The organism is bacterium, from assembly GCA_035295165.1.
GTDB lineage: Bacteria > Sysuimicrobiota > Sysuimicrobiia > Sysuimicrobiales > Segetimicrobiaceae > JAJPIA01.
This window is the reverse complement of sequence record DATGJN010000066.1, coordinates 18337-44452: the sequence shown is the minus strand read 5'-3', so window position 1 is coordinate 44452 and position 26116 is coordinate 18337. Positions and strand designations below refer to the sequence as shown.

Sequence of the window (26116 nt, the reverse complement as noted above, 5' to 3'; positions counted from 1 at the left end):
AGGTACGCTCTGCGCGAGAGGAAATCCTCCGGCCCTGGCACCATCTGATCCCAGGCCCGCGCGCCCGGATGTCTGTGACATCTTACGCGCTCCCGCCGTCGGCGGTTCCCTGCCGGCGGCCCGCGGGAAGCCAGCGCAACAGGCCCCCGCGCACTCGATCGATACCATTTGTTCCATGCCACACGGGCGGAACTGTTGCGCGCGCTCGGGCGGACCGCGGAGGCCAGGGAGGCCGATTTGCGTGCAAGCGCCCTGACGGCCAACCCCGCGGAACGGGCGTTGCTCCAAGCGCGGATCGGGCCGGATGAGGAGCGCGAGGCGGTTGCGCCACCGTGAGCGCGCTCGCGGCGACGCGACATCGAGTCCGGACTAGGCAGCGCGGGACTGCCGAAGTAGAATAGGGGCGGTCCGGCGCGGAGGGGTGCGAGAGCCTGGCTGAATCGGGCGGTCTCGAAAACCGCTATACCCGCAAGGGTATCGGGAGTTCAAATCTCCCCCCCTCCGCCAAACTGAGGAGCAACCCCTCCGGCGATCGAACGTGCCCAATAGCGATCGCATGTACTTCACTATTTGGGCAGTCGCTTGGGAACCTCCGACCCGATGCCGCCGTTGTTGTAGGCGCTAGGGTGGTCGAGGATGGTGGGTGATCGCATCGCGTTTGATCACCCGGGTCTCAGGGATCGATGAATCGGGTATAGCCATACCGTGAGGAAGGAGGCAGCTTCGGCGTGTTCAGACAGCGCATCGCGGAGAATGGCTTCACGGTCATCGAGCGCCGAGTACCCCTCCCGATCATTGGAGTGCGGCGCCTGCGAAAGTATCTCTTGGCCTCCCTCATTGTCGTGATGTTGGGAATGGTCGCGTTAGGGTCTGCTAGGGCGCAGACCAGCGACACGGGAACAATCTACGTCTGGAATCGGTGGGGCGGCGATGCCCTCGTCCAAATCGGAGTCTTCGATGACAGTAGCCCGTATTCCCTAGCCAACTGTACTTTGCATCCTCAAGAGTGGTGCTCGATGGTCGTCCCCGCGGGATCACATACGGTTCGAGCCTACGATGTAAACAGCAAACTGCTCCTGGAAGCGCACGGCGCGGTGAGTGCAGGCGGCTGGGTAAGGTGGTGCGTTTCACCTAACCAACCGCAAGATGCTGAATGCCAGCGCTGGTACAATAGCAAGAGCCCATCACCCTGAGACAAATAGGGGATTTAGCGAGTCGTGATACGCGCCACGCGATAGCTTGCAACGTTTCCTTGGGTTATTGGCGCCTCAAAATTCCATGTTCCGCCCGGTTCGAGGTTCAGCGTGTTGGTCGTCGCGTCCCCAACTTGCGCGCCCGATGCATTATAGAGGCTGATTACCACCTCGACGTACGTCAGGGTCGTCGCGGTGTTGTTCTTCACCGTTCCGGCGATGCACCCATAGGACGAGTCGGTGCAACCGGGATGTGGATGCGTTTCGACGAGCGATACTCGTGCCGAATTTGTTCGCCCCGGGTCTTGTAGATGTATCGCGGGCATTGTCTGCAACACGCTTGTCATCCATTCGTGAAAATGATCGCCGGTCCATGTCCCGCGCATCGTGAGCGCGAATGCGCCGAGTATGATCAACAGAGTGGTCAACAAGCCTTTCATGACTGTACTCCCTCCTGGTTAGAGCCCCTTAGCCTCCTCCCGAAGTCGCGTCTCCGACGCGTTTGTGCCGTTTCTCTGCCTATGCCCAAATCTGCCATTCCCTGGTCCAATTTGCGGTCAAGAAATCGGCCCGGTCGACTACCCCGTGATCCCCTCCAACTTCATCGCGGCTGTACTGTACAGGAGCGTTGTCTTTCACCAATCACCTAAGGCATATTGTGTGCTTTGCTCGGCCAAAGCAGCGTCTCCATCGTATGTTGGGTGTCTTGACGTACGTTTCTTAGTGGGGTGGAAGCCGCCATTTACTTTGAGCGATGATTGCCGGCCGATGGCCACCATATTCCCAGATCATGACAAAAATGGGATTCGACTTGGCGGTTAGCGCGAACCGGAGCGAAGAAGCGGCGAGCACATCGCTTCGAGGTGATCCAATCGGCCGGTACGCTGCTCCACCGCTCGACAATCAACGCGCAGGGCCGCATGAACGATGATGATGACCTCACGCGACTGAAATTGGGGCATTCAGGCGGCAATCCTAGCCTGCCGGTCCACCAGTTCCAGTCAAGGGAAGCGAACGATCTGCCTCCAGAGAATCGATCTGTTGCCTCTTGAGAGGCGACGGGAACGACGGCGTACCTACTTGAGGATTCGTCCGAAGATATAGGTATCCAGGTATCTCCCGGTATCGAGGACAATGCCAGCTTTTCGCCTGCCCTCCAGCTGAAATCCATATCGCGTGGCCAGTCTGATGCTCGCGACGTTCTCAACCGCGATTTCAGCCTCGACCCGCTTGTAGCCTCTGTTTTTTGCCTCTTTCAGAACCGCACCCAACAACTTCGTCGCGATTCCTCGTCCAACATAGTCGTGATGGACCATCCACCCGAGCTCTCCCCTGTGTCTCGTCCTTCCGCGTTCCCTCGCAAAGAAGCCACAGTTCCCAATGATCCTATTCTTCTCGGCAACCGCTACGAACACGATCTCGTTCCTCTTGCGCTCCGAGTAGCGTTTGCGGAAACGCTCGATATCCTTCCTACTTCTGAGTCGCGTTCCAGTATATCCCAAGTGACCTTTTCGAAAACTCTCGTTCCAAGAAACAACGAATCCTTCGGCATCGCCTTTCCGCGCGAACCTAATCGAAATCGATGCTGTCGTCATGAATGCGTCGGCGAATGGGACACGTTCTTGATGTAGTCCGCCTCGACGAGCGCCGCGAGTTTCGCCAGTGACGACCGCCAACCGGCCTCGTTGTCGGCGGTCGACACGCCGCGCGGCAGCCCTTCGTGCACGCCGAGAACATCGGTGCCGCCGTCTGCATCGGCAAGCGTGATCGTGATCGTCATCTCGCCGCGCAGCGCCGGATCTGTCGTCTCGAACTCGACCACTTCGACAACCTGCTCATTCGTCGCGAGCCTCACGAAACGGCCGTGAAACGTGTCGGTGTGCGCGGTCGTCTTGCCGGCCCCGGTCGGCGCGTCGTGCGTGAGCGAGATCCGGAACGAGCCGCCGTCGCGGGGGTCGAACGCATGCACGTGGCTGGTCATACCGCTCGGCACCATCCACGTCGCGACCGCGCGCGCATCGAGAAGCGCGCGATAGACGTTCGCGCGGGGCGCGTTTACGCGGCGGCTGATGCGGGTCGAGTTCATGCTCGAACAGTAGCACGGGTCGTGCGCACAGGCAAGAACGTCGTCGCGAGGCGCGCCCCTGCCCCCTAGATCGTGTGCGAGGTTAGGAGGAGGGGGTGGGCTCGCCGTCTGACTGCCTCCACTCAAGGTGCTGCCGGCCCCATGCTCGAACGGCTTCAATGATGGGACGCAACCGGTTCTCGGTGATTGGAGATGCGATACTCCACTCGTGGCGGGACCTCCGCATACACGGCGCGACAGATCAGGCCCTCGTGCTCCAGACCGCGGAGCGTCGCGGCGAGGACCTTTAGGGAGATGTCGGGCATCAGCCAGCGTAGTTCATTGAAGCGGCGCATGCCGGAATCCAGCCAATACAGGCAAATCAAGCTCCATTTGCCGCCGATGGCGTGCATCGCCGCCGTGAGCGGGCACTTCGTCGGCAGAGACAGCGGCGACAAATCAGCACTGTTGACCGCCCGACGAGTGTCCATACGGTAAACTGGCTTATCCAAAGGTGCATTCTTGATCGGTTACGGCCGTTGCGCAATCGTGCTGGAGGAGGTATTAGCCGTGATCATAGAAATGCGGACCTACAAGATCAAGCCCGGGCTCCGCTCGCGTTTCCTTGAGATATTCCGCTCCAAGTCCATTCCGGCGCACGCAGACATCGGGATGAAGATCTTAGGTCCATTTCTTTCCGTCGAAGACCCCGACACCTTCTTCTTCATGCGCGGTTTTCCCGACATCGCTTCGCGTGAGCCGATGAAAGCGCGGTTCTACGAAGGGGAACTTTGGAAGGGCGAACTGGAAAACATCCTGATGCCGATGATCGAGCAGTACGACGTCGTCGTGGTGGAAGACGCAGACGGTCTGATTCATTGGTAGTAACACCGCCAAGGGGGACGTGACGGGCCTTCTCTCGGTCGAACAGCACGAGCGACGTCTAACCGTCGTCTGGCGCGGAAGGCCGCGAAGGGCCCGGAGGCTCGCGCATGGGCGCGACAGCGCCGCACGGGCGCGGCGAGGAAACGCGACATTCCGCGAACGGATCCTCCTGCGGGCGCGAATGATTCGCCGCCACCCGAAGACGGACGCATTCGCCACGCGTTTGGGAGGTCGCACTTCCCGCTACCGCGAGCATCCACGTACAGCCCCGCCCCGTCACCCAAACTCCGCCGGTTGCCGCCCATCACATTCCTGAGACGTCGGTAAAGAATAGCCCATGAGGAGCGGAGTCCGACGGCTGAGGCGCCGTCAACTCGGGCACGAATGATTCGGTTGTCTCGTCGACGCGCGGAGGCTGCTGTTGATGGTGAACGACATCGACACGTTGCACAGCAACGACGCATCGTACCGAAAGTTCTTTGAGGACGTCCCGATGGGGCTGTTTCGCACCACCCTCGCGGGCACCATTCTCGATGCGAATCCCGCGTTCTTGCACATGTTGAACTATCCGGACCTCGAGGCGCTGACCCGGGGGTGCGCGGCTGACCTGTACGTCGATCCGGGCGCGTGGGCCCGTTGGGTGGCGCTCCTCGAATCGACCGGCGCGGTCACCGATTTTGAAAGCCAGCTCCGGCGGCGCGACGGGGAGGCGATCTGGGTTCGGGCCAGCGCCCGCGTCGTGCGCGACGCCGCCGGTCGGAGTCTGTACGTCGAGGGAGCCGCCGTTGATGTCACGCAGCGGAAAGAGATCGAGAGCGTGCTGGAACGCCGCACGACCGAGGTCGAGGCGTTCCACGATCTCGGTCGGCTGCTGCGCGCGGCCCGCAGCGCGGACGAGATGTACCCGATCATTGTGCAGCAGACGATGCGCCTCCTCGCGAGCCAATACGGGGCGCTCCAGCTCCTCAACGAGGACCGCGACGCGCTCATCCGCGTTTACACCGCCGGCATTCCGTTCGACCAACGGTTCGCCGCCTCGATGGAGGACGAGTGGTCAGGGCACGTGATCAAGGTCGGCACCCCGTTTGTGAGCGGCGTGCCGATGAGAGAGACGGTCTCCGCGTCGGCGGACGGCGTTCGCGATCACGAGGTCGGGCCGGTCGCCGTCGTGCCCGTGCGCTCCGAGGATGAAATCATCGGGACGATCGAGCTGGGCCGCTCGACCACCCGCGGCAGCCACCCGTACACCGACGGCGAGGTGCGGCTGATGGAGAGCGTCGCGGAGATCGCCGGAACGGCGATCCGCCGGGCCGATCTCAACTACCACCTCGAGCAATCGTACCTCGACATGGTGCGCGCGCTGGCCCGCGCGGCCGACGCCAGGGACCGCTACGCGGCGGATCACAGCGAGCGGATCGCGTCCCGGGCCGCCGCGATCGCCCAGGCGCTCGGGTGCGAAGATCAGCAGGTGCGGGACATTCGCTGGGCCGGCCTCCTGCACGACATCGGGAAACTCGGCGTCCCCGACAGCATCCTCCAGAAGCCGGGGCCGCTCACGGAGGCCGAGTGGAGCATCATCCGGCAACACCCGTCCATCGGTGAGGACATCTTGCGGCCCGTCGACCGGATGCGGCACGTGGCGACCCTGGTCCGGCACCACCAGGAGCGCTGGGACGGGACGGGCTATCCCGACGGGCTCCGGGGCGAGGACATCCCGTTGGGCGCGCGGATCCTGGCGGTGGCCGACGCGTGCGGCGCCATCACGGACGGCCGAGGCCCCCGGGCGGGCCGCAGCTTGGATGACGCGATCACGGAGATCCGCCGGTGCGCCGGGACGCAGTTCGATCCGAACGTGGTCGACGCGTTTTGCCGGTTGGCCGGAGAGGGGCGCATCGACGGTCCCGCGGCCGACGGCGAGGAGTCAAGACCCGGGAGCTCGGTGACGCCGCCGCGGGAGACCGCGATCGCGCGGTCGCTCTCCCACGCGGAGCGCGTCGGGCGCATCATTCCCGCGATGGCCGACGTGGCGAAACGGCTGCTGCGCCCGCTCGATCTGGCGGTCGTCCTCGACGAGATCCTGGGGCAGATCGAAGAGATCTTCGGCTATCCGGCGTGCGCCGTGTGGTTTGCCGATGCCGAGACCCAGGAGCTGTACGTGACGGCGCAGCGGGGCTACGATCCGGAGGCGGTGAAGGATTTCCGGCTGCGAATCGGAGACGGGATCGCGGGCTGGGTCGCCAAGCACGAACGCGCCTACTACGCGCCGGACGTGGCCACGGATCCGATGTACGTGCCGGGTCCGGTCGGTGCGCGCTCCCTCGTCGTCTATCCGCTCGTGGTCGAGAGTCGAGCGATCGGGGTCTTGACCGTCGCGAGCCCCAACGTCGACGCGTTCCCCAAAGACATTCGCGCGTTCCTCGACGCGTTTGCCGCGCTCGCCGCGCTCGCGATCCTCCGCGCGCAGCGGGACGCCGACCTGCACCGACTCGCCCTGACCGACGCGCTGACCGGGTTGGGCAACCGCCGCGCGCTGTGGGACGCGCTGGAGCGGGAGATCGCACGGGCGCGGCGAAACCGCCACCCGGTGTCCGTCGCCCTCGTGGAGATCGACGCGTTCAAGCACATCAACGACCGCTTCGGACACCTGCAGGGGGACGTGGCGCTGCGCAAGATGGCCGACGTGCTGCGGACGCGAACGCGAGCGACGGATCTGTCTGCACGGTTCGGGGGCGACGAGTTCGTGCTGCTCCTGCCCGACGTGACGAAGCGCACCGCGGTGCAGGTGGCCGAGCGTATCCGATCCCACGTATCCGAGATCGTGCTCCGGGGCGACGCGCGGCTCACCGTGAGCATCGGGGTGGCGACGATGCCCGAGGACGGGGAGACGGCGGAGGCCGTCGTGGAAGGCGCGGACCGTGCCGCGTACGAGGCCAAACACGCCGGGGGAGACCGCGTGCACTGCGCGTGACCGCCCGGCCGGGAGGGAGCGGGCATGGCGGACGCGTCGTTTCGCATTCTCGGGATCCCCGGGAGCCTGAGACGTCACTCGTTCAACCGCGGTCTGTTGGTCGCGGCGCGGGAGGCGGCGCCTCCCGGCGTGGAAATCGCGATCGCCGATCTCGGCGCGATCCCGCTGTACCACGGCGACGTGGAGGTCGAGGGCCTTCCCCCGGCGGTGCGGGACCTGAAGGTGCAGATCCGCGGCGCCGACGCAGTGCTGATCGCGACGCCTGAATACAACTACTCGTTCCCCGGCGTGCTCAAGAACGCGATTGACTGGGTCTCCCGTCCGCCCCAGGAGAACGTGCTCCGCGCGAAGGCGGCCGCCCTCATGGGCGCGGGCGGCCGGTTCGGCACGGCGCGGGCGCAGCTCGCGCTGCGACAGGTGCTCGTGTTCACGGAGACCTACGTGCTGCCCAAACCCGAGCTCTACGTGCCGCATGCGCACGAGAGCTTCGATGCCGAGGGCCGGTTGACCGATCCGCAGGTGCGCGAGCAGCTCGCGTCGCTCATCACCGCGCTCGTCCGGTGGACACGCGCGGTGTCGGAGTTCGGCCGCGGGCGATAACGCGTGCCTGCGCGACGCCAAGATCGCGTTGCGCGCGCCGCGTCGCCGTGCGCGTCTTGACGAGTCGAACACCCACCCGTATACTGCATTCAAACTTCATACCGTGCTGGATGGGTGCTCCCGGTTCGCCGGGAGTAAAAGGGAAGTCCGGTGCGCGATCCAACGGGCGCGTGCGAAACGTGTCCGCGGAGCGCAACGCCGGCGCGGTCCCGCCACTGTAACGGGGAGTCGCTTCGCCGAGCCACTGGCTTGTCTGGGAAGGCGCGAAGCGGTGACGATCCGGAGCCAGGAAACCTGCCCACCCAGCTGCGTACGGCGACCTTCGGCCGAAAGGTAAGTACGCCCGCGGCACTCCTGCCGTGCTGGTCCCCGTGTCTTAGTGTGGGGACTTTTTTTGTTGCAGGGTGTGCCGCGAACGGGGGGGAAGAGGGATGTTCGTCCGTCATGTGCGCGCGCTCGGCTGTTCGCTCCTTCTGGTCGTTGCCATTCCGCTGCTCACGGCCGTACGCGGGCCTGCGCAGGAGGCCCCGCCCGGACCGCCAACGTTCCAACTGCCCGACATTGAGGTCGCAGGGAAGCGCCCGCAGCTGCCGTCCACGACGCCCGCGTCCGTCAGCGTGATCACCTCGGACGAGATCGCCGCGATGGGCGCCCTTACCGTCGCGGACGTGCTTCGCGTGCTCCCCGAAGTGTTTGTCAAGAGCTCCGGTGGGCCCGGTGCGCTCACGACGGTCAGCATCCGCGGCGAGGCGTCGACGCGGGTGCTGGTGCTCGTGGACGGCGTCCCGCTCAACCGGCCCGATCAGCAGTCGGTCGATCTCAGCACGCTGCCGATCCAGAACGTGGAACGCGTCGAAGTCTTGCGGGGCCCGTTCTCGGCCCTGTATGGGAGCTCCGCGCTCGGCGGCGTGGTCAACATCGTGACCCGGACGGCGCCGCAGACGTCGGTGTCGTCACGAGTGGGATCGTTCGGCGAGAGCGCGAACGTCGTCTCCGCCGGCGGCGCGATCGCGAATCTCACGTATCTCGTGCAGGGGATTCTCACCGGCAGCACGGGGTTCGCCACCGACAACGACTACAGCAACTCGACTGTGACGGCGAAGCTCCACTGGACCATGGGCGACGACGCCGGACTGACGCTCACGGTCAACCGGTTCTGGCACGCGGTCGGCACCCCCGGCGCCCTGCCGGCGAGTACCCAGGACCCGAACGCGCGTACGCTCGAAGGGCGGACGCTCGTCGACCTCGCGTGGCACAGCGGCAAGGCGGACGGTCCGGGCACCCTCCTTCGGGTCTACACGCTCGACGACGACATCTCGTTCATCTCGCCGAGCCTCGGCGGCGTCTTCACCCCCTTCGCGTTTCGGTCGGACGACGTGGCCCATGTGTGGGGCGCGCAGGCGCAGGTCGTGCTCGCGCCGCTGCCGGGCCATCTCCTCACGCTCGGCGCCGACTACCAGGGGCAGGCCACGGCGCATACCGACAACTTCCCGACCGCGTTCGGGAACACCGACACAGACCTCGGGCTGTACGTGCAGGACGATTGGCAGATCGGCCCGCGCGTCCTGCTGTCGGCGGGCGTCCGCGGGGACGTCTTTCAACTCTACGGCACGCAGGTGGATCCGCGGGCCGGCGTCGTCGTGCTGTTGAGCGACCGGCTGGCGCTGCGGGTGGGGGCCGGCCGGTCGTTTCGGGCGCCGAGCTTCGACGAACTCGCGCCCTCCTTCGGCGGCAACCCCAACCTGCAGCCCGAGACGGCGTCGTCGTACGACGCGGGAGTGGCGTACACGCTTGCGCCGGGGCTCACGCTCGCCGTGACCGGATACTACACGGACGCCACGAACCTGATCACGTCCGCGCCGCCCAATTTCGCGCCGATGAACGTCGGCCACGCGATCGTCTCCGGCGGCTCGATCGAACTCGTCGGCCGGATCAGCGACCAGTGGTTCATCCGGGCGAACTACACCGACCAGGACGCCCGGGACGCGAACACGAACCTCGACGTTGTGTACGCGCCGCGTCAGCTGGCCAACCTCGAGGTGACCTACGCCGCTTCTCCGGCGACGCGCGTGAACGTCATCCTTAGTTACGTCGGCGATCGGTTCAACGACCCGGCGAACACGCAGCTGGTTCCCGGATACTGGCTGACCTCGCTCACCGTCACGCAGCAGCTCGGCAACGGGTTCGCGCTGCAGGGCGGTGTCGCCAACCTGTTCAATGTTCCGTACCAGACGACGCTCGGCTTCCCGGAACCCGGCACGACCTACTTCATCGGCGCCACGAAGAGCTTCTGACGATGAGCCCCGTCGGGATGGATCTGTGCGCAGCGGCCCCGTGATCGCGGCCGCCCTCGCCGCGGCGCTCGCGGCTGGAGCGGGTGCTGCGGTGTGGCGGCACGCTGGCGTCCCGATCCTGCCTTTCACGGGCGCAACACCGGTCCCCCGGACCTCGAGCGATGCGCCCGGGCCGACCGCGCAACAGGAGGGCGACCGTCCGGCGGCGGGCAAGGCGACGGCGTCCTCGCCGCGTCAGGTCAAGGAGGTAATCCGCCGCCCGTCCGTGTCCGCACCGACGCGCCCGGCGGGCTCGCGTCGGCCCGCGGAGCAACACGGGACCGTGCGTTCCACGCAGCCGACCCCACCGGTCGGGGCGCGGGGGCAGCCGTCCGCGCCGCAGACCGCACGTCAGGCGACTCCGCCGGACTCCGGAGGTTCCGGGGGCGCGCGCGCCCCGTCCCAACCAGCCGCCGGCCCGGTGGCGAACTCAACGGCCCAGTCGGGAGCCCCGGGATCGTCCGGCTCCGGGGCTGCGGGCGGAGCGGAAGGGACCGGGAGCGGAACCGGCGTGAGCGCGACCGGATCCGCTTCGGCCGGCGCGCGGGAGGATGCGAGCCGTCCCGCCGCACGCGCGCCGATCCTCACCCCTCCGCGGGTGATCTCGACCGGGACGATGGCGTATCCCGGGGACGCCTTCCGGTTCACGGTGCGGCGGCAGGATCTCGGAGCGGCGCTTTCGGTCGTAGGGACGGAGGGGACGGTGGCGCTTCGCGTGCTCGTGCTTGCCGACGGCACGGTGCGGGAGGTCGACGCCGTGGAGTCCTCGGGCGCTGGGGTCCTCGACCGGTCCGCGATCGAGGCGGTTCGCGGATGGCAGTTTGCGCCGGCGACGCGCGACGGCGCGCCGATCGACGCGTACGTGACGCTGCGGATACGCTACGTGGTGCGCTGAGCGGCGGGCTCGAGCCGGCCGGCGCGGCGTTCGGCGAATCTGGCCGCGTGCCCGTAGATGGCGAAGAGCGCGAGCGAGTAGCCCACGTCACTGAGCACGGTGTTGCGGAAGAACGGGATCGCGGCGACGTACGACGCCACGAGCCCGGCGGGCGTATGCGGATACAGCGGTCCCAGCCACTCGCCGAAGTTGGTCACAACATAGAAGATGACCGAGGCCGCGACCGAGAACGCGACGACCCGCCCCGCGGGACGGCGCCCCCGCAGCGCGCGTCCGAGCAGCGCGATCAGCACATAGCTCCCGTACACCCAGCCGATCCCCGGGTAGAAGCCCAGCACCGCGTCGGACAACACGAGGGCGGCCAAGGGGACCGCCAGGCCGAGCGCCCCGGGAAGCACGGCACCGCCGAACAGCGCCAGGGCATCGATCGGCGCGAAGTTCCACGGGTGCGGCACGATCCTGAGCACGGCGCCCGCCGCGATGAGCGCGTACGGGAGCGTACCGAGCCAGGCTGCGTCGCGGCGTTGTGGTCCTGCAGGCTTCATGCGCACAGGGGTTCTCCCAGGCGCGGGGCGAATCCTTCGCGGGGAGGACGGGGTCCGGCACACGGATGGGCGCCCCGGCGCGCACACTCAGTTCAATCATGTCCTTTGTCTGCGTGATCACGGATCATACCTATGCGACGCTCGAGCCCGAGGAACGGGTGCTGCTGCCGCTCGGCGTGAAGATCGTCGTCGCGGAGTCGCACCATCGGGCGCACCAGCACGCCGCGCTCGCCCAGGCGGACGCCGTGCTGAATCAGCTGCTGCCGATCGATGCCGACGCGATCCGGGGGATGCACCGGTGTCTTGCGATCGTCCGGTACGGCGTCGGGTTCGACACGGTGGATATGGCGGCGGCGACGGAGGCCGGCATCTGCGTGGTGAACGTGCCCGACTACGGCACGCAGGAAGTCGCGCTGCACGCCATCACGCTCCTGTTGGTCGTGCACCGGCGGATCGCGCGGTACGACGGCGATGTGCGAGCGGGCCGGTGGACCCGCGGCCCGGACGTCGTCCCGGCGATCCACCGGCTGGCCGGACGCACGCTCGGCATCGTGGGGCTCGGCCGCATCGGCAAGACGGTCGCGGCGTACGCGGCGCCGTTCGGCCTGCACGTGCTCGCGTACGATCCGTACATCACGCGCAACGCGGCGATCGACGCCGGCGCCGTGCTCGTGGACTATCCGACGCTGCTGCGACAGTCGGATTTCGTCTCGTTCCATACGCCGCTGAACGCGGAAACCCGGCATCTGCTCGGCCCGGCCGAGCTGCGCCTCATGAAGCCGGATGCGGTCGTCGTGAACACGTCCCGCGGTCCCGTGGTGGACACGGGGGCGCTGGCGAGGGCGCTCCGCGAAGGGCGCCTCGCCGGGGCGGCCCTCGACGTGTTCGAGACTGAGCCGCTCGGAGCGGACCACCCGCTCCGGACCGCCCCGAACACGATCCTCACGCCGCACGTCGCGTGGTACAGCGAGGAGGCCCAGCTGACGCTGAAGCGGAGCGCGGCCGAGGAGGTCGCGCGCGTCGCGCGCGGCGAGTGGCCGCGGTCCGTGGTCAACCCGGAAGTGCGCGAGACGGCGCGCCTCCGGCCCAAGGCGTAGCGCTCGCCCCGGGGGAACTCTCCCCATTCTCGCGGCGTTACAATGGAAGGGGAGAGGGGTAGATCGTTTCTGGGTGACCGTGCCATGATGAAATCACTGACGGTGGGCCTTGGGATCCTGACCGTGCTCGCGGTCACGGCGGCGATGACGCCGACGGGGCTTGCGATGCTCGGCGTGCGTCCCTCGCAGGCGACCCCGGCGGTGTCGGTGATCGCCGATCCGCCCCCGCCGCCTGCGCCCGTCAAGGCGCCGGTGGCGCGCGTGGCGGCGCCGATCGCGCACCATGCCGCCGCTCCCCGCTCGGTCGGGGATCGAGTGGTCCGCACCGCCCCGCGTCCTGCGGCCGCCGCGCCGGCTTCGCCGGGGCTCGGGCAGGCCGGTATCGGCCAGGGGTTGGGTCAGATCGCCAACATCGCGAACATCCTGCTGAACCTTCCCCAAGTGCTGTCGCAGTCGCACGGGGGCGCGTCGGTGTCCTCGCCTGCTTCCGGTGGCGGCGGCGATCCTTCGTGGGCGCCCCGGCGGGACTGGCACCAAGACGGTCCCGACAACGCGCCGGGCGACAATCGACACTGAAATAGCTCGGCAGGCGCGTCGCGAGAACTGAGGAGCCGGGCCGCACGCCCGGCTCCCTGTCTGTCGGCGCGGCCGCCGCCGGCAGCTCAGATCGGGCCTCCGCGAAGGGGAGTCGTTCTGGGTGCCCCGGCGACGCGGCACGACATGCTACAATACTGCCGGGGTGATGGCGCGTGGCGCTCGTGTTTACGTTTCCCTGTGGACGGTGCGGCAAGCGGTACAGCGTCTATTATCCCAAGGCGTTCGTCTACTCGGTGTATGGAACCGGGACCCGCGCGCAGGGGGAGCGCGAGGACGCCGAAGAGATCGCGTCCGGGGCCGTAGACGCCGCGCGGAAGCGCGCCGAAACGTTGGGGAACATCTGGCTGGACGTGAGCCAGCAGCCCAAGATCACCTGCACCTGCGGGAAGAACCTCGATCTGAATCTCGCGAATCACCCTCGGGTGCCCGAGCGGAAGCGCGCGGCGTCGGTCCGCCAGACGGGGGTCATCGCATTCCCGAGCGCGCCCAAGCGACCCCCGGCTGCTTCGTCCTGAGCTCCTGAGGCTCCGACGCGACGATCGTCTGCGCTTCGAGGCAGGATCGGCGTCGCCGCTTGTGCGCCGTCAACGCTCCTGGTCAGGGACCGCGGATGCGAGTACCACCAGTCGGGTGATCTTCACGCCGCGCGGGGTCTGCTCCGCCTCGTATTCGACAGGCTCGCCCGGCTCGAGCCGGCGGCGTCCGGCGCGCCTGACGACGCGGCGGTGGACGAAGACGTCGCGTCCCTCGGCGTCGAGCACGAAGCCGTAGCCCATCCGGCTGTCGAACCACTTCACGGTGCCGCGTTCCACAGCCAGCACTATTGGACGGGTTCGTCCCGTCCCCTGGGGACCCCGTCCGCGGAACCGCACCGCCGCACCGCGACCTTCGGCGCCAGTCCGGCCAGGATGAGATCCACCGACCGGGCCACATCCGTGTGAATCACGAGGAGGTCTCGGCGCGAGACCTCCACGACGCACTCGAACGCGGGCGGCTCCGAGCGTTCCAGCGCGGTGTGCCGTTCGGATCCCCGCGCGGCGGCTTCCTCCGGCGACAGGGTCACCGGCCGGGGGCTGCCCACGAGACCGGCGAGGTCGGGGTTGAACACGACGTCGCGAAGGTGGCGTCCGTGCGCGGTGGCGACGAGCTGCACGCCACGCCGCGCGATCGTGCGGATCACCCGGGCCTCCGCTTCGAACCCGATCTCGTCCACGACGATCGCTTCAGCCCCGTGGTTGACGACCGCCTGCAGCAACACGCGCGCCTGCAGCGCGTCCGCGACGCCCGCCTGCGCGGAGTCGGGCAGCGGAATCTGCAGGCGGCGTGCGCCGCCGATCGCGGGGTGCGGGATCTGGCCGTCTCCGCCGATCTCGTTGCTGGTGTCGGCGATCATCGTTCTCCGGCCGAGGTCGCCGGCCAGCATCGCCGCGGCACTTCTCAGCAGCGTGGTCTTGCCGGCGCCGGGCCCGCCGACCACGAGGAGGCTCCGGCGGGCCGCCAGCAGGTCGGCGATCGGGCGCGCCGCGCCGGCGACCGTGCGTCCGGCCCGAAACGTAAAGCCCACGATCTCGTGATACCGGTCCCGAATGCATGCGATCCGGTGCAGCGTCCGCTCGACGCCCGTCCGGTTGTCGTCGCGGAACCGCGTGACGCGTCCGAGGATGTACTGCAGATCGTCGTAGCCAACTTCGCCGGAGAGCGTCACCTCGCGGCAGCCTGTTCGGAGGCGCGCCCGCGGAGGCCGTCCGAGATCCACGACGAGCTCTTCGAGCGCCTCGGTGTCACGTGGGGCGATCTGCGCGACGATCCATGGAGGGACGATCGCGAGCAGCGATTCGATCTCTCCGCCGGGAGGTTCGGGAGTCACAGATTCGTGGTCGGTGCCAGACGGTCGACGCCGGCGAACGACGGTTCGAACGTCAGCGGCAGGCGCGCGTCGCCCGCGTCGTCGGCGGGCGCGAGCGGGAAGAGCGAGAGGACCACCTGCACCGACCGCGCGGCGGGGTTCGGCGCCTCGATCACGCCGGTCTCCGTGGCACCGTGCGGCAGCGCGTCCGGCCGGCTCTGGTCCGCGCTTGCGCGCGCGAGCGCGTATGGGACCAGCCTGCCGTTCACGCGCACCAGCACACTCGTGGGCCGGATCGCAAAATCGCCATCGCCGTGATTCGTGATCTGGTAGCGTATCAGCACACCGTCGGGGAGCCGTGCGACCTGGAACACGGCGGTGACGTCTCCGATGGTCTGGCGCGCTTGAAGCACCGGGGCGCCCGCGGGCCGTTCTGCGATCGGGTCCGGGTGAGCCGGCTCACTCGGACCCGGGGCCGGTGAGGCCGCGCCCTCCGGGCCCGGGCGGCGTCCGGACGGTGTCTCCGGTGTCGGGATCGTCGAACCCGCCGGCGCACGCGATTGCGGCGCCGAGGCCGCGGCCGGCGGCGGCGACGGGCGGGGGGCCGCGGTTGGAGCCCCGGCAACCGGTGGCGGCAGCGCCGCCCGTCCGGACGATGTGGGTGGCGAGGTCGTGCTCGCGGTAGGAGGCGGCACCGCCGCGCCCCGCGCACCGGTGACCACGTACACGAGGTCGGCGGTCCGGAGCCCGGGGCCGACCTCGAGGTCCCACACGGTCGTCAGGTTGCCGAGCCAGACGACCATATTGGTCGCGCCGGAGGAGCCCTGCGGCTGCAAGATAAGATCGTAGACGTCCTGCCCGTGTTTGACTGCGGTGGCGGTGACCAGTCGCGGATCCCCGATGGCGACCGTGTCGATCCGACGATCGGCCCGAAGAACGGTGGCATAGCCGGGTTGCAGCCGAAGCGACGTCCGCGTGCCGGAGCCCGCATATACGGTCAGTGGGGGAGGTTGAGGGCCTGCGGTTGCTGCGGTCGCGGCGAGCGCTAGCCCCAGCGCCAACGCCGCACCCCTGGCGGCGCCGTGCGGCTTCATCCCCGTTCCTTCAGGAACTGCTCCATGCGTTCGGTGCCCCACTGCGAGATGTTGCGTCCCTCCATGAGCAGCTTGCTCTTGAGCCGGCGGATCTTGTCCAGTTCGAGCGGGACCGCGATTGCGGCCAGCATGTTTCGATCGACGCCCTTGAAGAAGCGAAGCCCGCCTGTCGCGGGCGGGCGCGTCCGGTGCGATGCTACCTCATCGTCCACCCAGGTGCGGATGACATCCTGCATCTGCCGTCCTTCGAGAATCAGACGCGCCCGAAACCGGCGGTGCAGTTCTTTGGGAACGTGGATGCCCATCTTCGCCTCGCCACGGGCCCGCGTGTCCCCGCCCGGCCGATCGCCTCGGCCGTCCCGCGCCTTCCCTCGCATCGGCGGCGCTCCTTGGTGTGAGAGTACACCCATCATAACATATGTCATTCCGAACGCCCCCACATCCAAGCGACACCGGGGGGACGCGCGAGGCGGATACGATCGCGCGGCGGCGATCAATGAAATCCGACCGTGGGCCTGACCCGCAGCTTGGTCGCGACCTCGCGGAGCCGCTTCAACATGTGCTCGTGCAGGCGGGCGACCTGCGTGACGATGACCTGAGGGTCCTCGCCGTTTTCGGCGAGGCATTCCATCATGGAACAGAAGAGGGCCTGGGGCAGGCGCGTCGCGCAGTCGAGAGCTTCTTCGACGGTCAGTTTGCCGGAGCGTTCGGCCCCCTTGACCTGAGCCCACAGCTTGTCAAACAACATGCGCGTCTCCCCGGTAAGTCCTGATCGGGCCACCTGCGAGCGCGGATGAACGGTGCCATCAGCCTGTCGGCGTTCAGTCGAGTACATCGTGCCTATGCCGACATCCTACCGACGTCCGACCGTCGGAGCAAGCCACGTCGCAAACTCGCGCAATTCACTCTGCCAACGGGACGATCAGCCAAGCAGCGCATGGGACGCGCCTGTGTGCGTTGAAGTATCATAGTGTCTCGGATCAGACGTGCGCAGCGGGCGGAGTGGATCGCAAGGAGGCGCTGACATGCGCGGGAGCACTAACCTCGTGACTGCGGACTGGTTGGCCGGTCGGCTCGGTGATCCGGCGATCGTGATCGCGGACTGCCGGTTCGACCTCGCAAACCCCGACGCCGGCCGGACCGGGTACATGCGAGAGCATATCCCCGGGGCCGTGTATCTCGACCTCGACACCGACCTGTCGGCCCCGAAGGCCGCCCACGGAGGACGCCATCCTCTCCCGGCGATCGAGTCGCTCGCGCGGCTGTTCGGACGCAACGGCATCGACGGGAGCACGACCGTGATCGCGTACGATGCCCAGAACAACTGCATGGCCGCCAGGCTCTGGTGGATGCTTCGCTACCTTGGGCACGACGCCGTCAGGGTGCTCGACGGCGGCTGGTCCGCGTGGCGGCTCGCGGGCCATCCCACCACCGCCGAGGTGTGCCCGGTCGCCCAACGCGTCTTCGCGCCGCGCGTGCGCGCAGAGATGCTCGTGGACATGGAGGGAGTACGCCGCCGTCTCGGCCGTCGTGACGTTTGCCTGGTCGACTCGCGCGCGCCGGAGCGGTATCGGGGCGAGGTGGAGCCTCTCGACCCCGTCGCGGGTCACATCCCGGGGGCCGTCAATCTGCCGTGGACGGAGAACCAAGACGACCGCGGGATGCTGAAGCCGATCGATGTCCTGCGGGAGCGGTTTGCGGCGATCGGATCGGAGCAGCCGATCGTGTACTGCGGATCGGGTGTCTCGGCGTGTCCGAATCTGCTGGCGATGGATGAGGTCGGGATCGGAAACGCCGTGCTGTATGCAGGCAGTTGGAGCGACTGGTGCTCGTATCCCGAGAACCCGGTGGCCAAGAAGGAATAGCTGTGCTACCCGCGGTCGTGGACCGCCACCCCCCGGATTCTGATTGCGGCCATTCAGGCCAGTCTGGTACACAGGGTCAATACCGGAAGTCAACTTCATGGACCAGGTCGGGCATCCCCACGCCCGGGCACGACGCCCAATACTTCTGAAAAGTGCGAGGCCCTCAGGATGCCTTCCTGGCACTAGGCATCAAGTACCGCACAATTATGACCGAAATGTTTAGTGTAATTCGAAGGAAGGTCTCGTAAATATGAGGTAATTTGACAAGGCTGTTACAACCTCATCATCCATCATCAGTGAGCCCGCCAGGAGGCCATGATCTTGACACTCGGCGAGAAGATTCGAGCGGCTCGGCTTGCCCGGAAACTCACTCAGGAACAGCTTGCCGGTCACGAGTTCACGAAGTCCTACGTCTCCGAGTTGGAGCGCGGAACCCGCACCCCGCGCGTGACGACGCTCAGGGTGCTTGCCCGCCGGCTCAACCGGCCGCTGTCCTACTTCCTCGACGGCGTTCCCGAGGAGCAGGAGTCCGAAGCGTTCCTTGGGATCGGGCTCGTGTATCTTCATGCCGGCGCGCGAATGGAGGCGCAGGCCGCGTTTGAGCGCGCGCTTGAGCTCGCCGCGCAGCAGGAGGACGAGACGCTCGAGGCCCGCATCGAACTTGCCCTGGCCGCGCTCGAGCACGATCTTGGACAGACCGGGCAGGCGTGGAGGAGGATCAACCGCGCCATTCACGTGCTCAGCCACACGGATGACCGGACGTTGTTGGCGAGGGCGCAGACGACGCTCGGCCTCCTGCGGCTGGACGGCCGCGACCCGTCGTCGGCGATCTGGGCGTTCGAGGCGGCGTTGCGGATGGCGGCCGAGCTGCCACAAGATCCCGCGCTGCTCGCCGATCTCCACGTCGGCCTCGCCGAGGCCCATCTGCAGCTTGGGCGGACCGACGACGCCGAGCGGGCGTATCGGGCGGCCCTCGCCGCCGTCGAACCGTTTCGGGATCCATCTCGCGTGGCGGCCCGCCACCTCGCGGTCGCGGCCGCGGCAGGGGGACGGTTCGAGGAGGCGGTCGAGCACGCCGGGAAGGCGCTGGCCGTGCACCACGTCGTCGGGTACAAACGCCGTCTCGCGGACATCCACCAGGCGCTGGGCGAAGCCGACGCGGCCGGCGGAAGGTGGGAGGCCGCGGAAGCGCACTACCGATGGAGCCTGGCGCTGCAGTCCGCGGTGGCCAACTGGCCCGGCGCCGCAGGGGTCCTCGGCGAGATGGCCGAGTCGATGCTCACCCGATCGCTCCCCGAAGGCGCGCGGAGCGTGGGGGAGACGGCGCTGGCGCTCCTCGCGCCCGACGAGGTCCCGCAGGACCAAGGACACAGCCTGCGCGTCCGTGGGGTGATCAACCGGTTGCTGAACCGCCCAGACGATGCGCGTGCAGCCCTTGAGGAGAGCCTCCAGGTGTTTGAGACGGCGGGCCGGTACCGCGATGCCAGGCTGGTTCGACAGGAGCTCGTGCTGCTGGCGATTGAGACGCGCGACATCGAGGCGGCGAAGCGGCACCTGAAGGCGCTGGAGCAGCCTCGACCGCGCCGGTCGGCGGGCGACCTGTGACGGCGGTCGCGGCTACTTCATCAGCGGGACGGCCTGTTTCGCGAAGTCCTCGACCGACTGCTTCGTCGCCTTGCCGATCAGCTGGTTGTCGAAGTTGTCGACTGAGATCGACGACCACCAGGGACCGACCCAGGTCGTGCCCCCGGTCTGGGTGATCTGCCCCTTGCCCTCGGGCTGGCCGAGGTACTGACCGCCGGCCACGTCCAAGACTTTCCCCTTGAGGTCGACTGTGGCGGACTGTTGCACCACGGTTGCCAGCAGGACGTAGGCGCTGTGGTACTCCCAATTGAACTGGTCAATCTGCCCCATGATGACGTACGCGGCCCCGAGGGATTGCCCGACCTTCTGGGCGTCCGCGATGTCGAGCACGCCCTGCGATTCAACCTTCGCGTCTTGGAGGGCGGCTTCCACCTGCTGCCGCGGGAGCACCCGAATCGAGGATTCGTCCCGCAGGCGTGTGATGAGCCGGTCGGTCACGACTTGGCTCGTGCCGCTCCATCCGTGCACCAGGTCCTCGAAGTCCACCACCGCCACGACCTTGCGGGCGTCCTGCGCAAAGCCTTGCGTGGCCGCGCACAGCACGACGGCGAGTACGCACGCGATCAGTCCGCGCCTCATCACAATCCCCCCAGTTCTCCTTCGGCGGGCGGTCCGTCGGCCGGCCGCCCGAGCGTGCTTCGGCCGGCCCACCCGGGCGCTTGGACTACTGAGTGCACGGCGGCATCGTGAGCACGATGTTGGCGCCGTAGTCGTAGTAGTCGATGGTCGTCGGCTGTCCGCTGCTTTTGTCCGAGACGATTCGCCTGGGCAGCCCGGTTTGCGAACCGACGTAGATCGTGTCCTTGCCGCCGTTCGAGGTGCTGATGTAGGTGTGAACGGGCGTGCCCTCGATGTTCGTGTCGGCGCCGCGCGAGACGTCGATGGTGCCCGATCCCTCGCGCACGGCCTTGTCTGGATCCGGGATCGTAAACGGCTGCCGGGGCGCTGCGACGGTGCACCGCCATCCGGTCGGCGCTCCCGGCATGTCGATCTTCGTGGCGGTCTTGCCGCCTGTGCTGATCATCTCCATGTTGCCGTTCGACGTATGAGCGGTCGTGTGAAAGCCGTTCGGCGGGGTGATCTCTACGACGGCCGTCTGGTTCGCTTCGAACGTAAACTTCATGCGATACCCCGGCAGCGCGAACAGCTTCTTGAAGGAGGCGACCACCTCGTCATAGGCAGCCCGATCGCCTTTGATCGTGACTTCCGCCAGCGCGGGCGCTGCGAGCAAGCACGCTGCGGCGACGGCCGCGGCCGTCCGATGTAGCCACGTGCGCCTTCCTTTCACACCCCACCCCCAGAGTCGGCCATTCCGAATGTAAGTTGTTCCCCAGTTCGCCGAATTTGGGACACATCCTCGGCGCCCGACGGTAGCGGCTGTTCAGTTTTGCGTCGGCGGGACCGCCGGCAACCGTCGGCGGGCGTTGGGGGAGAAGCCGTTCGCGAGGTGTTTGATCGGGACACCCGCCGGGATCGGCGCGTCCCCGCGGAAGACGAACCTCGCCACGGTATGAGGGGCATTCGAGTTCGGAATGGTGTGCTGAGCAGGATCGCCGGGGCCCGGTGCGGTCAACCCTTGACGCGCCGCCTCACTTCGCCGAGCAGGCTGTCATGGACATACAGGGTGATCGAGAGTGTACCTCGTTGAGAGGCGACGAGCACGTGATTCAGCTCGTTGACCGTGTTGACTCGCCAATGGGGGCCGGTTCCGACTCGGATCAGCCAGTTGACCTCTTCTTCGCTGCGGAAGTTGATCAGGGACGGGTCCCATGACCCACCCACACCGAGGTCCCAGAGGTGGAGGCTGCCACCTTGCGCCCTTACTTTGAAGAACTGTGACGTCACGGCCAGAAGGAATGCCCTCCTGGGTCAACTGAGATGCGGCGACCATCGAGCGTCCATGTATCTTTCGATCAAAGGAGTGGCAATCCTTCGCTGAAGACGAGCCGAAACTACGCCGTTTCTTCGCGAACATCTCGAATTGACCGGCGGCGTGAGTCTCGCAGGCCGGGCCCGGCGCCCGCCGCAGACGCCGGGCCCCCGCGCCTTCAGGCGAGCACGGGCTCGCGTCGAGTCCTCGCGGCGGCGGGCCTCGAGATGCGCATCATGTAGACGGGGCGGGTGTGGACATCCGCCCCACCGGTATGCTTGAGGCAGTAGACCGATACGACCTCGTCCCCGTACTTGGGAGTCACCTTCGTCTCGGCGCCACATTCGGGGCAGCGGAAGCGTTCCATCTCGCACCCTCCTTCCCGCTCTTTCTGAGTGTTACCCTAACATGCGACCATGAAGACACCGCGACAAACTCATGGAGAGCCGGTGCGGAACTTGCGAAGAACTCATGGAGGTCGGACCCGCACGCCCGCAGGAAGGATCCGAACACGTGGTGGTGAAATGCCCCTGCTTGATTGAGTGTCGGCGTCCCGTACCGTGAAGCTCGCGGGCCGGGCCGCCGCCTCCGGAGGACGCGAAGCGCATCGACATGCTGGACCGAGCCATGATCGTGCTGACCGTCGTCCTGGTCGCCGCCATCACCGGGGTGATGGCGTTTGCGCCGCCGCCCTCAGACCTGTCGAAACCGTGGATCGTCCGCTCGTGGCTGTTCCCGAGCCGCGCGCCCTCGGCTCACCCGCGCGCTACGCCGCAGCAGACGGCGGCCCCCGTCGCGTCACCGCCGCCGAGCGCCGGCGCGCCTGCGCCCTCACAAGTACCGGCGGGCGGAACCGCGTCGGCCAAGGTGACCGCCCAGCCGCCGGTGCCCGAGGCGGGGCGCTCAACGCGGACGCCGATCGTGCTGGTGTCGCCGCCGACCCCAGTGGGTCAGCCGGTCAACCCGCCACCGACGCGCTATACTGTTCAGGTGGGGGCGCTCCGGGATCAGGCGAACGCGGACCTGCTGGCCGAGCAGCTGCGTGCTCACGGATTCGCGCCCATCATGAGCAAAGACAGTCTTTATCGTGTGCGGGTCGGCGAGAGCTTGGACCGAGCGGCGGCGGATCAGCTCGCCTCGACGCTCCAGGCCGCGGGATTCGATACCTATGTGAGGTCGTACTAGCCCTGGGGCGCCGCCGCTACTGGCACGCCGGGTTCAACGCGACGCGGCTGATGCCGTACCCAAGCGTGTGATCGGATGGATCCATCCACGAGAGGATGCCCACGGCCTGATCCAGCGAGTTCAGCACCGGCGCACCGCTGTCCCCCGGTTCGACCCCCCGCCCAAACCTGATGGCCAACAGGGGCGTGCCGTCCGCGGCCAAGAGCATCCGGCTCACCGTTCCCTGCGCCGACCACGCGTACGGGACGGAAGAACTGATGCGCCCATACCCGAGGACGCGAACCGCGTCTCCCACACTGGGGTTCGCTCCGAGCTCGAGCGCCGGGAACCGGGGAAGCGCGCCCACGTGCGCGATGGCGTAGGGCGTGTTGTTGGTGCCGAACTGCGAGAAGGGAAACTGGGGACGGGTCAATCGAATCTCCGCGACGTCCCGGCTGGTCTCGACTCCGTGCGGATTCGCCTTCATTGGATCCTCGGGAAGTGCGGTGGCGCAGATGAGGCTCGCTCCGTAGAACTCCCCGTCGACCAACGCGATGAGTTGATACGTGACGGGCTGCGTGCGCGCCGGATAAACGACGTGGCTATTCGTCAGCGCCGTGCCGTCCGCGGAGATAAAGAACGCCGTCCCTTGGGTAACGGCGTAGTAGACGGTTTGGCTGCCGTGATAGCTCCCCGTGATGACGAACAGCTGAAATACGCTGGCCGAGGGAGACGGCTGTGCGCGGAGCGACGTGCCTCCCGCAGTTCCGGCCAGAAGCATGAGTCCGAAGATCACAGCGATGCCGCCCGCCCGCATTCTCACCCGTCCTTGTCGGCGCGTCTACGCGCAGGTAGCGCGTTCGTGACGTCTTCTGTTGAGCGTACTGAGCGGGCGACCGGAGAATCCCGGGACACCGCGATGCCCGCGGCCGACCCGGGGCGGCTGTTCCACCCTAGCGGTTCTTATACCCACCAAATGGTAATACCAGCGAGTGGGGTGGGGAATCCTCTGACCCAACGAAGGACCGCGTCAGAATCCGTTGATGCGGTCCGCGCCGTGAGCGCGCCGGTCGCCGTCTGACCGGCCCGGGAGGTCGTCGGGCGTCAGCGGGGACTGCTCGCGGCGGATGCGGCCACGTACTGCCCGGGGGTCACCCCGACGGCGCGCTTGAACCGGCGCGTGAGGTGCGCTTGGTCGTAGAACCCCGCGGCCGTCGCTGCGTCCGCGATCGGCACGCCCTGGCGCAGGAGCGACCGCGCGCGCTGCACCCTGACCTGCGTCTGGTACGCGTGCGGCGGAAGTCCCACCTCCCGGTGAAACGTCCGGCAGAGATGGAACGGACTGAGGGCCGACTCGCGCGCCAGCGTGACGAGCGAGACATCCTCGCTCGCATGTGCGTCGAGATACGCGCGCGCCGCTCGGACGGCCAGGTGCTCGCGGCCGATGCGCCGCGGGCTCGGGCGATCGACGGCGTGCCTCGCGACGAGGCGCGCCAGGGCCCGGATCAGCAGCGACTGCCGCTCAAGCAGCGCGGCGTCCGCCCGTTCCAGCGTGACGTGTAGGCGCCGGAGCGCGGCGGCGATCTCCAGGTCGTGCACTACATAACAGGGAAACCGCGGGATGTGCCCCCCGGCGCCCGCCAGATCGACCGCGACCGCCCTCAGCAGGTCGGCGTCGGGGTAGAGCGCGCGGTACTGCCACACCGTCCCGCGAGCGGGCTGTCCGGCATGGACCTCACCGGGGTTCACGAGGAGGATGTCGCCCGCACCCGCGACGTGCGACGTGCCCCGGCACGTCGCCGCAACGGCTCCGGCTTCGATGACGGCGATCATGAATTCTTCGTGCGCGTGGGGCGCGAAGGCGTGCGTCACGTAGCGCGCGCGGAGCAGTTCGAGACCGCCGAGATCCTCAGCCCGCCACAGGCGGGCGTGTTCGCGCATGACCCCTCCCGGGGCGATCGGCTGCGGTCCGTTCGCCACTGTAACAGGAACAGCAGCCGCGTACAAGACGAGGCGCGCGCGGGCCCCCTAGAATTGTGTGCGGGGTGAGGCCGGGACGGCGCGCGCTCATCTCTCGAGGGCGCGCGGGACCGAAATAGGGGGGTCGCGTCGTGCGTTCGGACGCCACCGGAGCTGGGGTCGATCTGCGGGGCCAGGTGGCCGTCGTGACGGGCGGAGGTCGCGGGCTGGGGCGTGCCTTCGCGCAGGCGCTCGCGGCGGCCGGGGCGGCGGTTGCGGTGCTGGCGCGCAGCGCGGACGAACTCGCGGAGACGGTGGCCGCGGTCGAGCGGGCGGGCGGACGCGCGCGCGAGTTTCGGGCGGACGTGACTGACGCGGCGGTGGTTCGGACCGCCATCGCGGCCGTGGAACAGGCGCTCGGGCCCGTTGATCTGCTCGTGAACAACGCCGGCGTGGCCGGACCGTTCGGTCCGTTCTGGGAAACGGATCCCGATACGTGGTGGCGCGCCGTGGACGTCAACCTGCGCGGGCAGATCCTGTGCGCGCATGCCGTCCTCCGGAGATGGTGGCCCGTCGCCGCGGGCGCATCGTCAACGTGGCGAGCGGAGGCGGTACCAGGGCCATTCCGTACATGTCGGCGTACGTCGCGGGCAAGACGGCGCTGATCCGCTTCGCTGAGTGCCTCGCCGTTGAGACGAGCGAGTACGGCCTCGCGGTCTTTGCCCTGGGGCCCGGGACCGTCATGTCGGAGCATTCGCTGAACTCGCCAGAGGGGCGGCGGTGGCTGCCGTGGTTTCGCACGATCTTCGACGAAGGACGCGATGCTCCGCCGGAGCGGCCGGCCAAGCTCGTCCTTTCGTTGGCTTCCGGCCGGCTGGACGCGCTCTCCGGGTGCTTCCTCACGATCGACGATGACGTGGAGGTCGCGCTGGCGCGCGCGGCGGAGGTGGAACGGGATAAGCTCTACCGGCTTCGGGTCCGACCCCTCGACACGCCGCCTGCGCCCGCGGCGCCAGACCACGCGCCGGCCGGGCGCTCGGCGGGGCTGATCCTTCGCGTCCACCGCGTCTGTGCCGCCTCGCGCGAGCGCGTGTTTCGCGCGTGGACCGACCCGAACGAGATCGCGAAGTGGTTCTTGCCCCCGACCGGCGCGCGCTGGATCCGCTCTCCGGAGGCCGACGCTCGGCCGGGGGGACGGTTCAGCCTGGATCTCACCCACGAGGAGAGACACTTCCACTTCTACGGTACCTACCGCGAGGTGAGGGCGCCGGAGCGGCTGGTCCTCGTGTGGGCGTGGAACACGCTGCCGATTTTCGAGGGGGAGGGTGACACACTCGTCACGATCGAGTTCACGGAGCGCGGCGCCGCGACCGAGGTCGTCCTGACGCAGGAGCACCTGCCGAGCGAGGCCGCCCGCGACGCGTTTGAGCGAGGCTGGGCGCGGTGCTTTGGCGAGATGGCGAAGCTGCCGCCGTAAACACCCCGCGCGAGGAGGG

The 26116-nt window shown here is 67.7% G+C and carries 28 protein-coding genes, 1 tRNA gene and 1 riboswitch; of the genes, 14 read left to right on the top strand and 15 right to left on the bottom strand.

Going from position 1 to position 26116, the window contains the following annotated elements:
• Positions 1-415: 415 nt before the first annotated feature.
• A tRNA-Ser gene (locus tag VKZ50_10550) sits at positions 416-507 on the top strand.
• Positions 508-1207: 700 nt separating this feature from the next.
• Here VKZ50_10550 and VKZ50_10545 read toward each other — a convergent pair.
• The 4 genes from VKZ50_10545 to VKZ50_10530 form a co-directional block, all read right to left on the bottom strand.
• Complete coding sequence (locus VKZ50_10545; GenBank protein HLJ60159.1) at positions 1208-1633, bottom strand: FxLYD domain-containing protein; 426 nt, start codon at positions 1631-1633, stop codon at positions 1208-1210.
• Between the two features lie 636 nt (positions 1634-2269).
• On the bottom strand, positions 2270-2788 hold the full coding sequence (locus tag VKZ50_10540; protein HLJ60158.1) for a GNAT family N-acetyltransferase: 519 nt from the start codon (positions 2786-2788) through the stop codon (positions 2270-2272).
• Positions 2785-3279: an SRPBCC family protein gene (locus tag VKZ50_10535; GenBank protein HLJ60157.1), complete on the bottom strand. Its 495-nt coding sequence runs from the start codon at positions 3277-3279 to the stop codon at positions 2785-2787. The genes VKZ50_10540 and VKZ50_10535 overlap by 4 nt, the downstream gene beginning before the upstream one ends.
• Positions 3280-3434: 155 nt before the next feature.
• Entirely contained in the window at positions 3435-3749 is a 315-nt protein-coding gene (locus tag VKZ50_10530) for a helix-turn-helix domain-containing protein (protein HLJ60156.1), read from the bottom strand.
• A gap of 79 nt (positions 3750-3828) precedes the next feature.
• On the opposite strand from VKZ50_10530, the gene VKZ50_10525 reads away from it, so the two are divergent.
• From VKZ50_10525 to VKZ50_10505, 5 genes are all read left to right on the top strand, one after another.
• Entirely contained in the window at positions 3829-4143 is a 315-nt protein-coding gene (locus tag VKZ50_10525) for an NIPSNAP family protein (protein ID HLJ60155.1), read from the top strand.
• A 424-nt stretch (positions 4144-4567) separates the two neighbouring features.
• Positions 4568-7111 carry a diguanylate cyclase gene (locus tag VKZ50_10520; protein HLJ60154.1) on the top strand — a complete coding sequence of 848 codons (2544 nt, stop codon included), beginning with the start codon at positions 4568-4570 and terminating at the stop codon, positions 7109-7111.
• 24 nt (positions 7112-7135) lie between these two features.
• Positions 7136-7711, top strand: a complete 576-nt coding sequence (locus VKZ50_10515; GenBank protein ID HLJ60153.1) for an NAD(P)H-dependent oxidoreductase — start codon at positions 7136-7138, stop codon at positions 7709-7711.
• Positions 7712-7806: 95 nt separating this feature from the next.
• A riboswitch (cobalamin riboswitch) is annotated at positions 7807-8028 on the top strand.
• A 114-nt stretch (positions 8029-8142) separates the two neighbouring features.
• On the top strand, positions 8143-10005 hold the full coding sequence (locus VKZ50_10510) for a TonB-dependent receptor (protein ID HLJ60152.1): 1863 nt from the start codon (positions 8143-8145) through the stop codon (positions 10003-10005).
• Between the two features lie 550 nt (positions 10006-10555).
• On the top strand, positions 10556-10939 hold the full coding sequence (locus VKZ50_10505) for an energy transducer TonB (protein HLJ60151.1): 384 nt from the start codon (positions 10556-10558) through the stop codon (positions 10937-10939).
• Here the strand turns inward: VKZ50_10505 and VKZ50_10500 are convergent.
• Complete coding sequence (locus VKZ50_10500; GenBank protein HLJ60150.1) at positions 10924-11484, bottom strand: DUF6580 family putative transport protein; 561 nt, start codon at positions 11482-11484, stop codon at positions 10924-10926. The two genes, VKZ50_10505 and VKZ50_10500, sit on opposite strands and share 16 nt — an antisense overlap.
• A gap of 98 nt (positions 11485-11582) precedes the next feature.
• On the opposite strand from VKZ50_10500, the gene VKZ50_10495 reads away from it, so the two are divergent.
• From VKZ50_10495 to VKZ50_10485, 3 genes are all read left to right on the top strand, one after another.
• Positions 11583-12581, top strand: coding sequence for a C-terminal binding protein (locus tag VKZ50_10495; protein HLJ60149.1), 999 nt, complete (start codon positions 11583-11585; stop codon positions 12579-12581).
• 84 nt (positions 12582-12665) lie between these two features.
• Positions 12666-13157, top strand: a complete 492-nt coding sequence (locus VKZ50_10490) for a hypothetical protein (protein ID HLJ60148.1) — start codon at positions 12666-12668, stop codon at positions 13155-13157.
• Positions 13158-13330: 173 nt separating this feature from the next.
• Entirely contained in the window at positions 13331-13693 is a 363-nt protein-coding gene (locus tag VKZ50_10485) for a hypothetical protein (GenBank protein ID HLJ60147.1), read from the top strand.
• A 69-nt stretch (positions 13694-13762) separates the two neighbouring features.
• On the opposite strand, the gene VKZ50_10480 is transcribed toward VKZ50_10485, so the two are convergent.
• The 5 genes from VKZ50_10480 to VKZ50_10460 all read right to left on the bottom strand — a co-directional run bounded on the left by VKZ50_10480 (position 13763) and on the right by VKZ50_10460 (position 16866).
• The gene (locus VKZ50_10480; GenBank protein HLJ60146.1) at positions 13763-13975 is read right to left on the bottom strand and encodes a cold shock domain-containing protein; all 213 of its coding nucleotides are present in this window, start codon (positions 13973-13975) and stop codon (positions 13763-13765) included.
• Positions 13976-13998: 23 nt separating this feature from the next.
• Positions 13999-15045, bottom strand: a complete 1047-nt coding sequence (locus VKZ50_10475) for a hypothetical protein (protein ID HLJ60145.1) — start codon at positions 15043-15045, stop codon at positions 13999-14001.
• Positions 15042-16118 carry a pilus assembly protein N-terminal domain-containing protein gene (locus VKZ50_10470; protein ID HLJ60144.1) on the bottom strand — a complete coding sequence of 359 codons (1077 nt, stop codon included), beginning with the start codon at positions 16116-16118 and terminating at the stop codon, positions 15042-15044. The genes VKZ50_10475 and VKZ50_10470 overlap by 4 nt, the downstream gene beginning before the upstream one ends.
• Positions 16115-16495: a hypothetical protein gene (locus VKZ50_10465; protein ID HLJ60143.1), complete on the bottom strand. Its 381-nt coding sequence runs from the start codon at positions 16493-16495 to the stop codon at positions 16115-16117. Before VKZ50_10465 ends, VKZ50_10470 begins: the two co-directional genes overlap by 4 nt.
• A gap of 116 nt (positions 16496-16611) precedes the next feature.
• On the bottom strand, positions 16612-16866 hold the full coding sequence (locus VKZ50_10460; protein HLJ60142.1) for a hypothetical protein: 255 nt from the start codon (positions 16864-16866) through the stop codon (positions 16612-16614).
• 277 nt (positions 16867-17143) lie between these two features.
• Between VKZ50_10460 and VKZ50_10455 the strand changes: the two genes are divergently transcribed.
• Entirely contained in the window at positions 17144-17983 is an 840-nt protein-coding gene (locus VKZ50_10455; GenBank protein ID HLJ60141.1) for a sulfurtransferase, read from the top strand.
• 315 nt (positions 17984-18298) lie between these two features.
• The gene (locus VKZ50_10450; GenBank protein ID HLJ60140.1) at positions 18299-19588 is read left to right on the top strand and encodes a helix-turn-helix transcriptional regulator; all 1290 of its coding nucleotides are present in this window, start codon (positions 18299-18301) and stop codon (positions 19586-19588) included.
• 12 nt (positions 19589-19600) lie between these two features.
• On the opposite strand, the gene VKZ50_10445 is transcribed toward VKZ50_10450, so the two are convergent.
• The 3 genes from VKZ50_10445 to VKZ50_10435 all read right to left on the bottom strand — a co-directional run bounded on the left by VKZ50_10445 (position 19601) and on the right by VKZ50_10435 (position 21864).
• Positions 19601-20206 (bottom strand): CsgG/HfaB family protein, encoded by a 606-nt coding sequence (locus VKZ50_10445; GenBank protein HLJ60139.1) that lies wholly within the window; start codon positions 20204-20206, stop codon positions 19601-19603.
• 85 nt (positions 20207-20291) lie between these two features.
• Entirely contained in the window at positions 20292-20915 is a 624-nt protein-coding gene (locus tag VKZ50_10440) for a hypothetical protein (protein HLJ60138.1), read from the bottom strand.
• A gap of 760 nt (positions 20916-21675) precedes the next feature.
• Complete coding sequence (locus VKZ50_10435) at positions 21676-21864, bottom strand: hypothetical protein (GenBank protein ID HLJ60137.1); 189 nt, start codon at positions 21862-21864, stop codon at positions 21676-21678.
• A 245-nt stretch (positions 21865-22109) separates the two neighbouring features.
• Between VKZ50_10435 and VKZ50_10430 the strand changes: the two genes are divergently transcribed.
• Positions 22110-22682, top strand: coding sequence for an SPOR domain-containing protein (locus VKZ50_10430; protein HLJ60136.1), 573 nt, complete (start codon positions 22110-22112; stop codon positions 22680-22682).
• A gap of 16 nt (positions 22683-22698) precedes the next feature.
• Here the strand turns inward: VKZ50_10430 and VKZ50_10425 are convergent, their stop codons facing one another.
• On the bottom strand, positions 22699-23478 hold the full coding sequence (locus VKZ50_10425; GenBank protein ID HLJ60135.1) for a serine protease: 780 nt from the start codon (positions 23476-23478) through the stop codon (positions 22699-22701).
• Positions 23479-23765: 287 nt separating this feature from the next.
• Positions 23766-24602, bottom strand: coding sequence for an AraC family transcriptional regulator (locus VKZ50_10420; GenBank protein HLJ60134.1), 837 nt, complete (start codon positions 24600-24602; stop codon positions 23766-23768).
• Positions 24603-24772: 170 nt separating this feature from the next.
• On the opposite strand from VKZ50_10420, the gene VKZ50_10415 reads away from it, so the two are divergent.
• Together VKZ50_10415 and VKZ50_10410 are read left to right on the top strand one after the other, a co-directional pair.
• Complete coding sequence (locus VKZ50_10415; GenBank protein ID HLJ60133.1) at positions 24773-25285, top strand: SDR family NAD(P)-dependent oxidoreductase; 513 nt, start codon at positions 24773-24775, stop codon at positions 25283-25285.
• A complete protein-coding gene (locus VKZ50_10410) occupies positions 25183-26097 on the top strand; it encodes an SDR family NAD(P)-dependent oxidoreductase (protein ID HLJ60132.1) in 915 nt (304 codons plus the stop codon). The genes VKZ50_10415 and VKZ50_10410 overlap by 103 nt, the downstream gene beginning before the upstream one ends.
• Positions 26098-26116 lie beyond the last annotated feature (19 nt).

What these genes read in the sequence shown, in the direction of transcription:
- VKZ50_10450 (HLJ60140.1), top strand. Translation starts at nt 18,299, where the DNA reads ATGATCTTGACACTCGGCGAGAAGATTCGAGCGGCTCGGCTTGCCCGG.
- VKZ50_10460 (HLJ60142.1), bottom strand. Translation starts at nt 16,866, where the DNA reads ATGTTGTTTGACAAGCTGTGGGCTCAGGTCAAGGGGGCCGAACGCTCC.
- VKZ50_10515 (HLJ60153.1), top strand. Translation starts at nt 7,136, where the DNA reads ATGGCGGACGCGTCGTTTCGCATTCTCGGGATCCCCGGGAGCCTGAGA.
- VKZ50_10420 (HLJ60134.1), bottom strand. Translation starts at nt 24,602, where the DNA reads ATGCGCGAACACGCCCGCCTGTGGCGGGCTGAGGATCTCGGCGGTCTC.
- VKZ50_10430 (HLJ60136.1), top strand. Translation starts at nt 22,110, where the DNA reads ATGCTGGACCGAGCCATGATCGTGCTGACCGTCGTCCTGGTCGCCGCC.
- VKZ50_10520 (HLJ60154.1), top strand. Translation starts at nt 4,568, where the DNA reads ATGGTGAACGACATCGACACGTTGCACAGCAACGACGCATCGTACCGA.
- VKZ50_10510 (HLJ60152.1), top strand. Translation starts at nt 8,143, where the DNA reads ATGTTCGTCCGTCATGTGCGCGCGCTCGGCTGTTCGCTCCTTCTGGTC.
- VKZ50_10445 (HLJ60139.1), bottom strand. Translation starts at nt 20,206, where the DNA reads ATGAGGCGCGGACTGATCGCGTGCGTACTCGCCGTCGTGCTGTGCGCG.
- VKZ50_10465 (HLJ60143.1), bottom strand. Translation starts at nt 16,495, where the DNA reads ATGCGAGGGAAGGCGCGGGACGGCCGAGGCGATCGGCCGGGCGGGGAC.
- VKZ50_10490 (HLJ60148.1), top strand. Translation starts at nt 12,666, where the DNA reads ATGATGAAATCACTGACGGTGGGCCTTGGGATCCTGACCGTGCTCGCG.
- VKZ50_10535 (HLJ60157.1), bottom strand. Translation starts at nt 3,279, where the DNA reads ATGAACTCGACCCGCATCAGCCGCCGCGTAAACGCGCCCCGCGCGAAC.
- VKZ50_10495 (HLJ60149.1), top strand. Translation starts at nt 11,583, where the DNA reads ATGTCCTTTGTCTGCGTGATCACGGATCATACCTATGCGACGCTCGAG.
- VKZ50_10530 (HLJ60156.1), bottom strand. Translation starts at nt 3,749, where the DNA reads ATGGACACTCGTCGGGCGGTCAACAGTGCTGATTTGTCGCCGCTGTCT.
- VKZ50_10470 (HLJ60144.1), bottom strand. Translation starts at nt 16,118, where the DNA reads ATGAAGCCGCACGGCGCCGCCAGGGGTGCGGCGTTGGCGCTGGGGCTA.
- VKZ50_10435 (HLJ60137.1), bottom strand. Translation starts at nt 21,864, where the DNA reads ATGGAACGCTTCCGCTGCCCCGAATGTGGCGCCGAGACGAAGGTGACT.
- VKZ50_10540 (HLJ60158.1), bottom strand. Translation starts at nt 2,788, where the DNA reads ATGACGACAGCATCGATTTCGATTAGGTTCGCGCGGAAAGGCGATGCC.
- VKZ50_10545 (HLJ60159.1), bottom strand. Translation starts at nt 1,633, where the DNA reads ATGAAAGGCTTGTTGACCACTCTGTTGATCATACTCGGCGCATTCGCG.
- VKZ50_10500 (HLJ60150.1), bottom strand. Translation starts at nt 11,484, where the DNA reads ATGAAGCCTGCAGGACCACAACGCCGCGACGCAGCCTGGCTCGGTACG.
- VKZ50_10455 (HLJ60141.1), top strand. Translation starts at nt 17,144, where the DNA reads ATGCGCGGGAGCACTAACCTCGTGACTGCGGACTGGTTGGCCGGTCGG.
- VKZ50_10410 (HLJ60132.1), top strand. Translation starts at nt 25,183, where the DNA reads ATGGTGGCCCGTCGCCGCGGGCGCATCGTCAACGTGGCGAGCGGAGGC.
- VKZ50_10425 (HLJ60135.1), bottom strand. Translation starts at nt 23,478, where the DNA reads ATGCGGGCGGGCGGCATCGCTGTGATCTTCGGACTCATGCTTCTGGCC.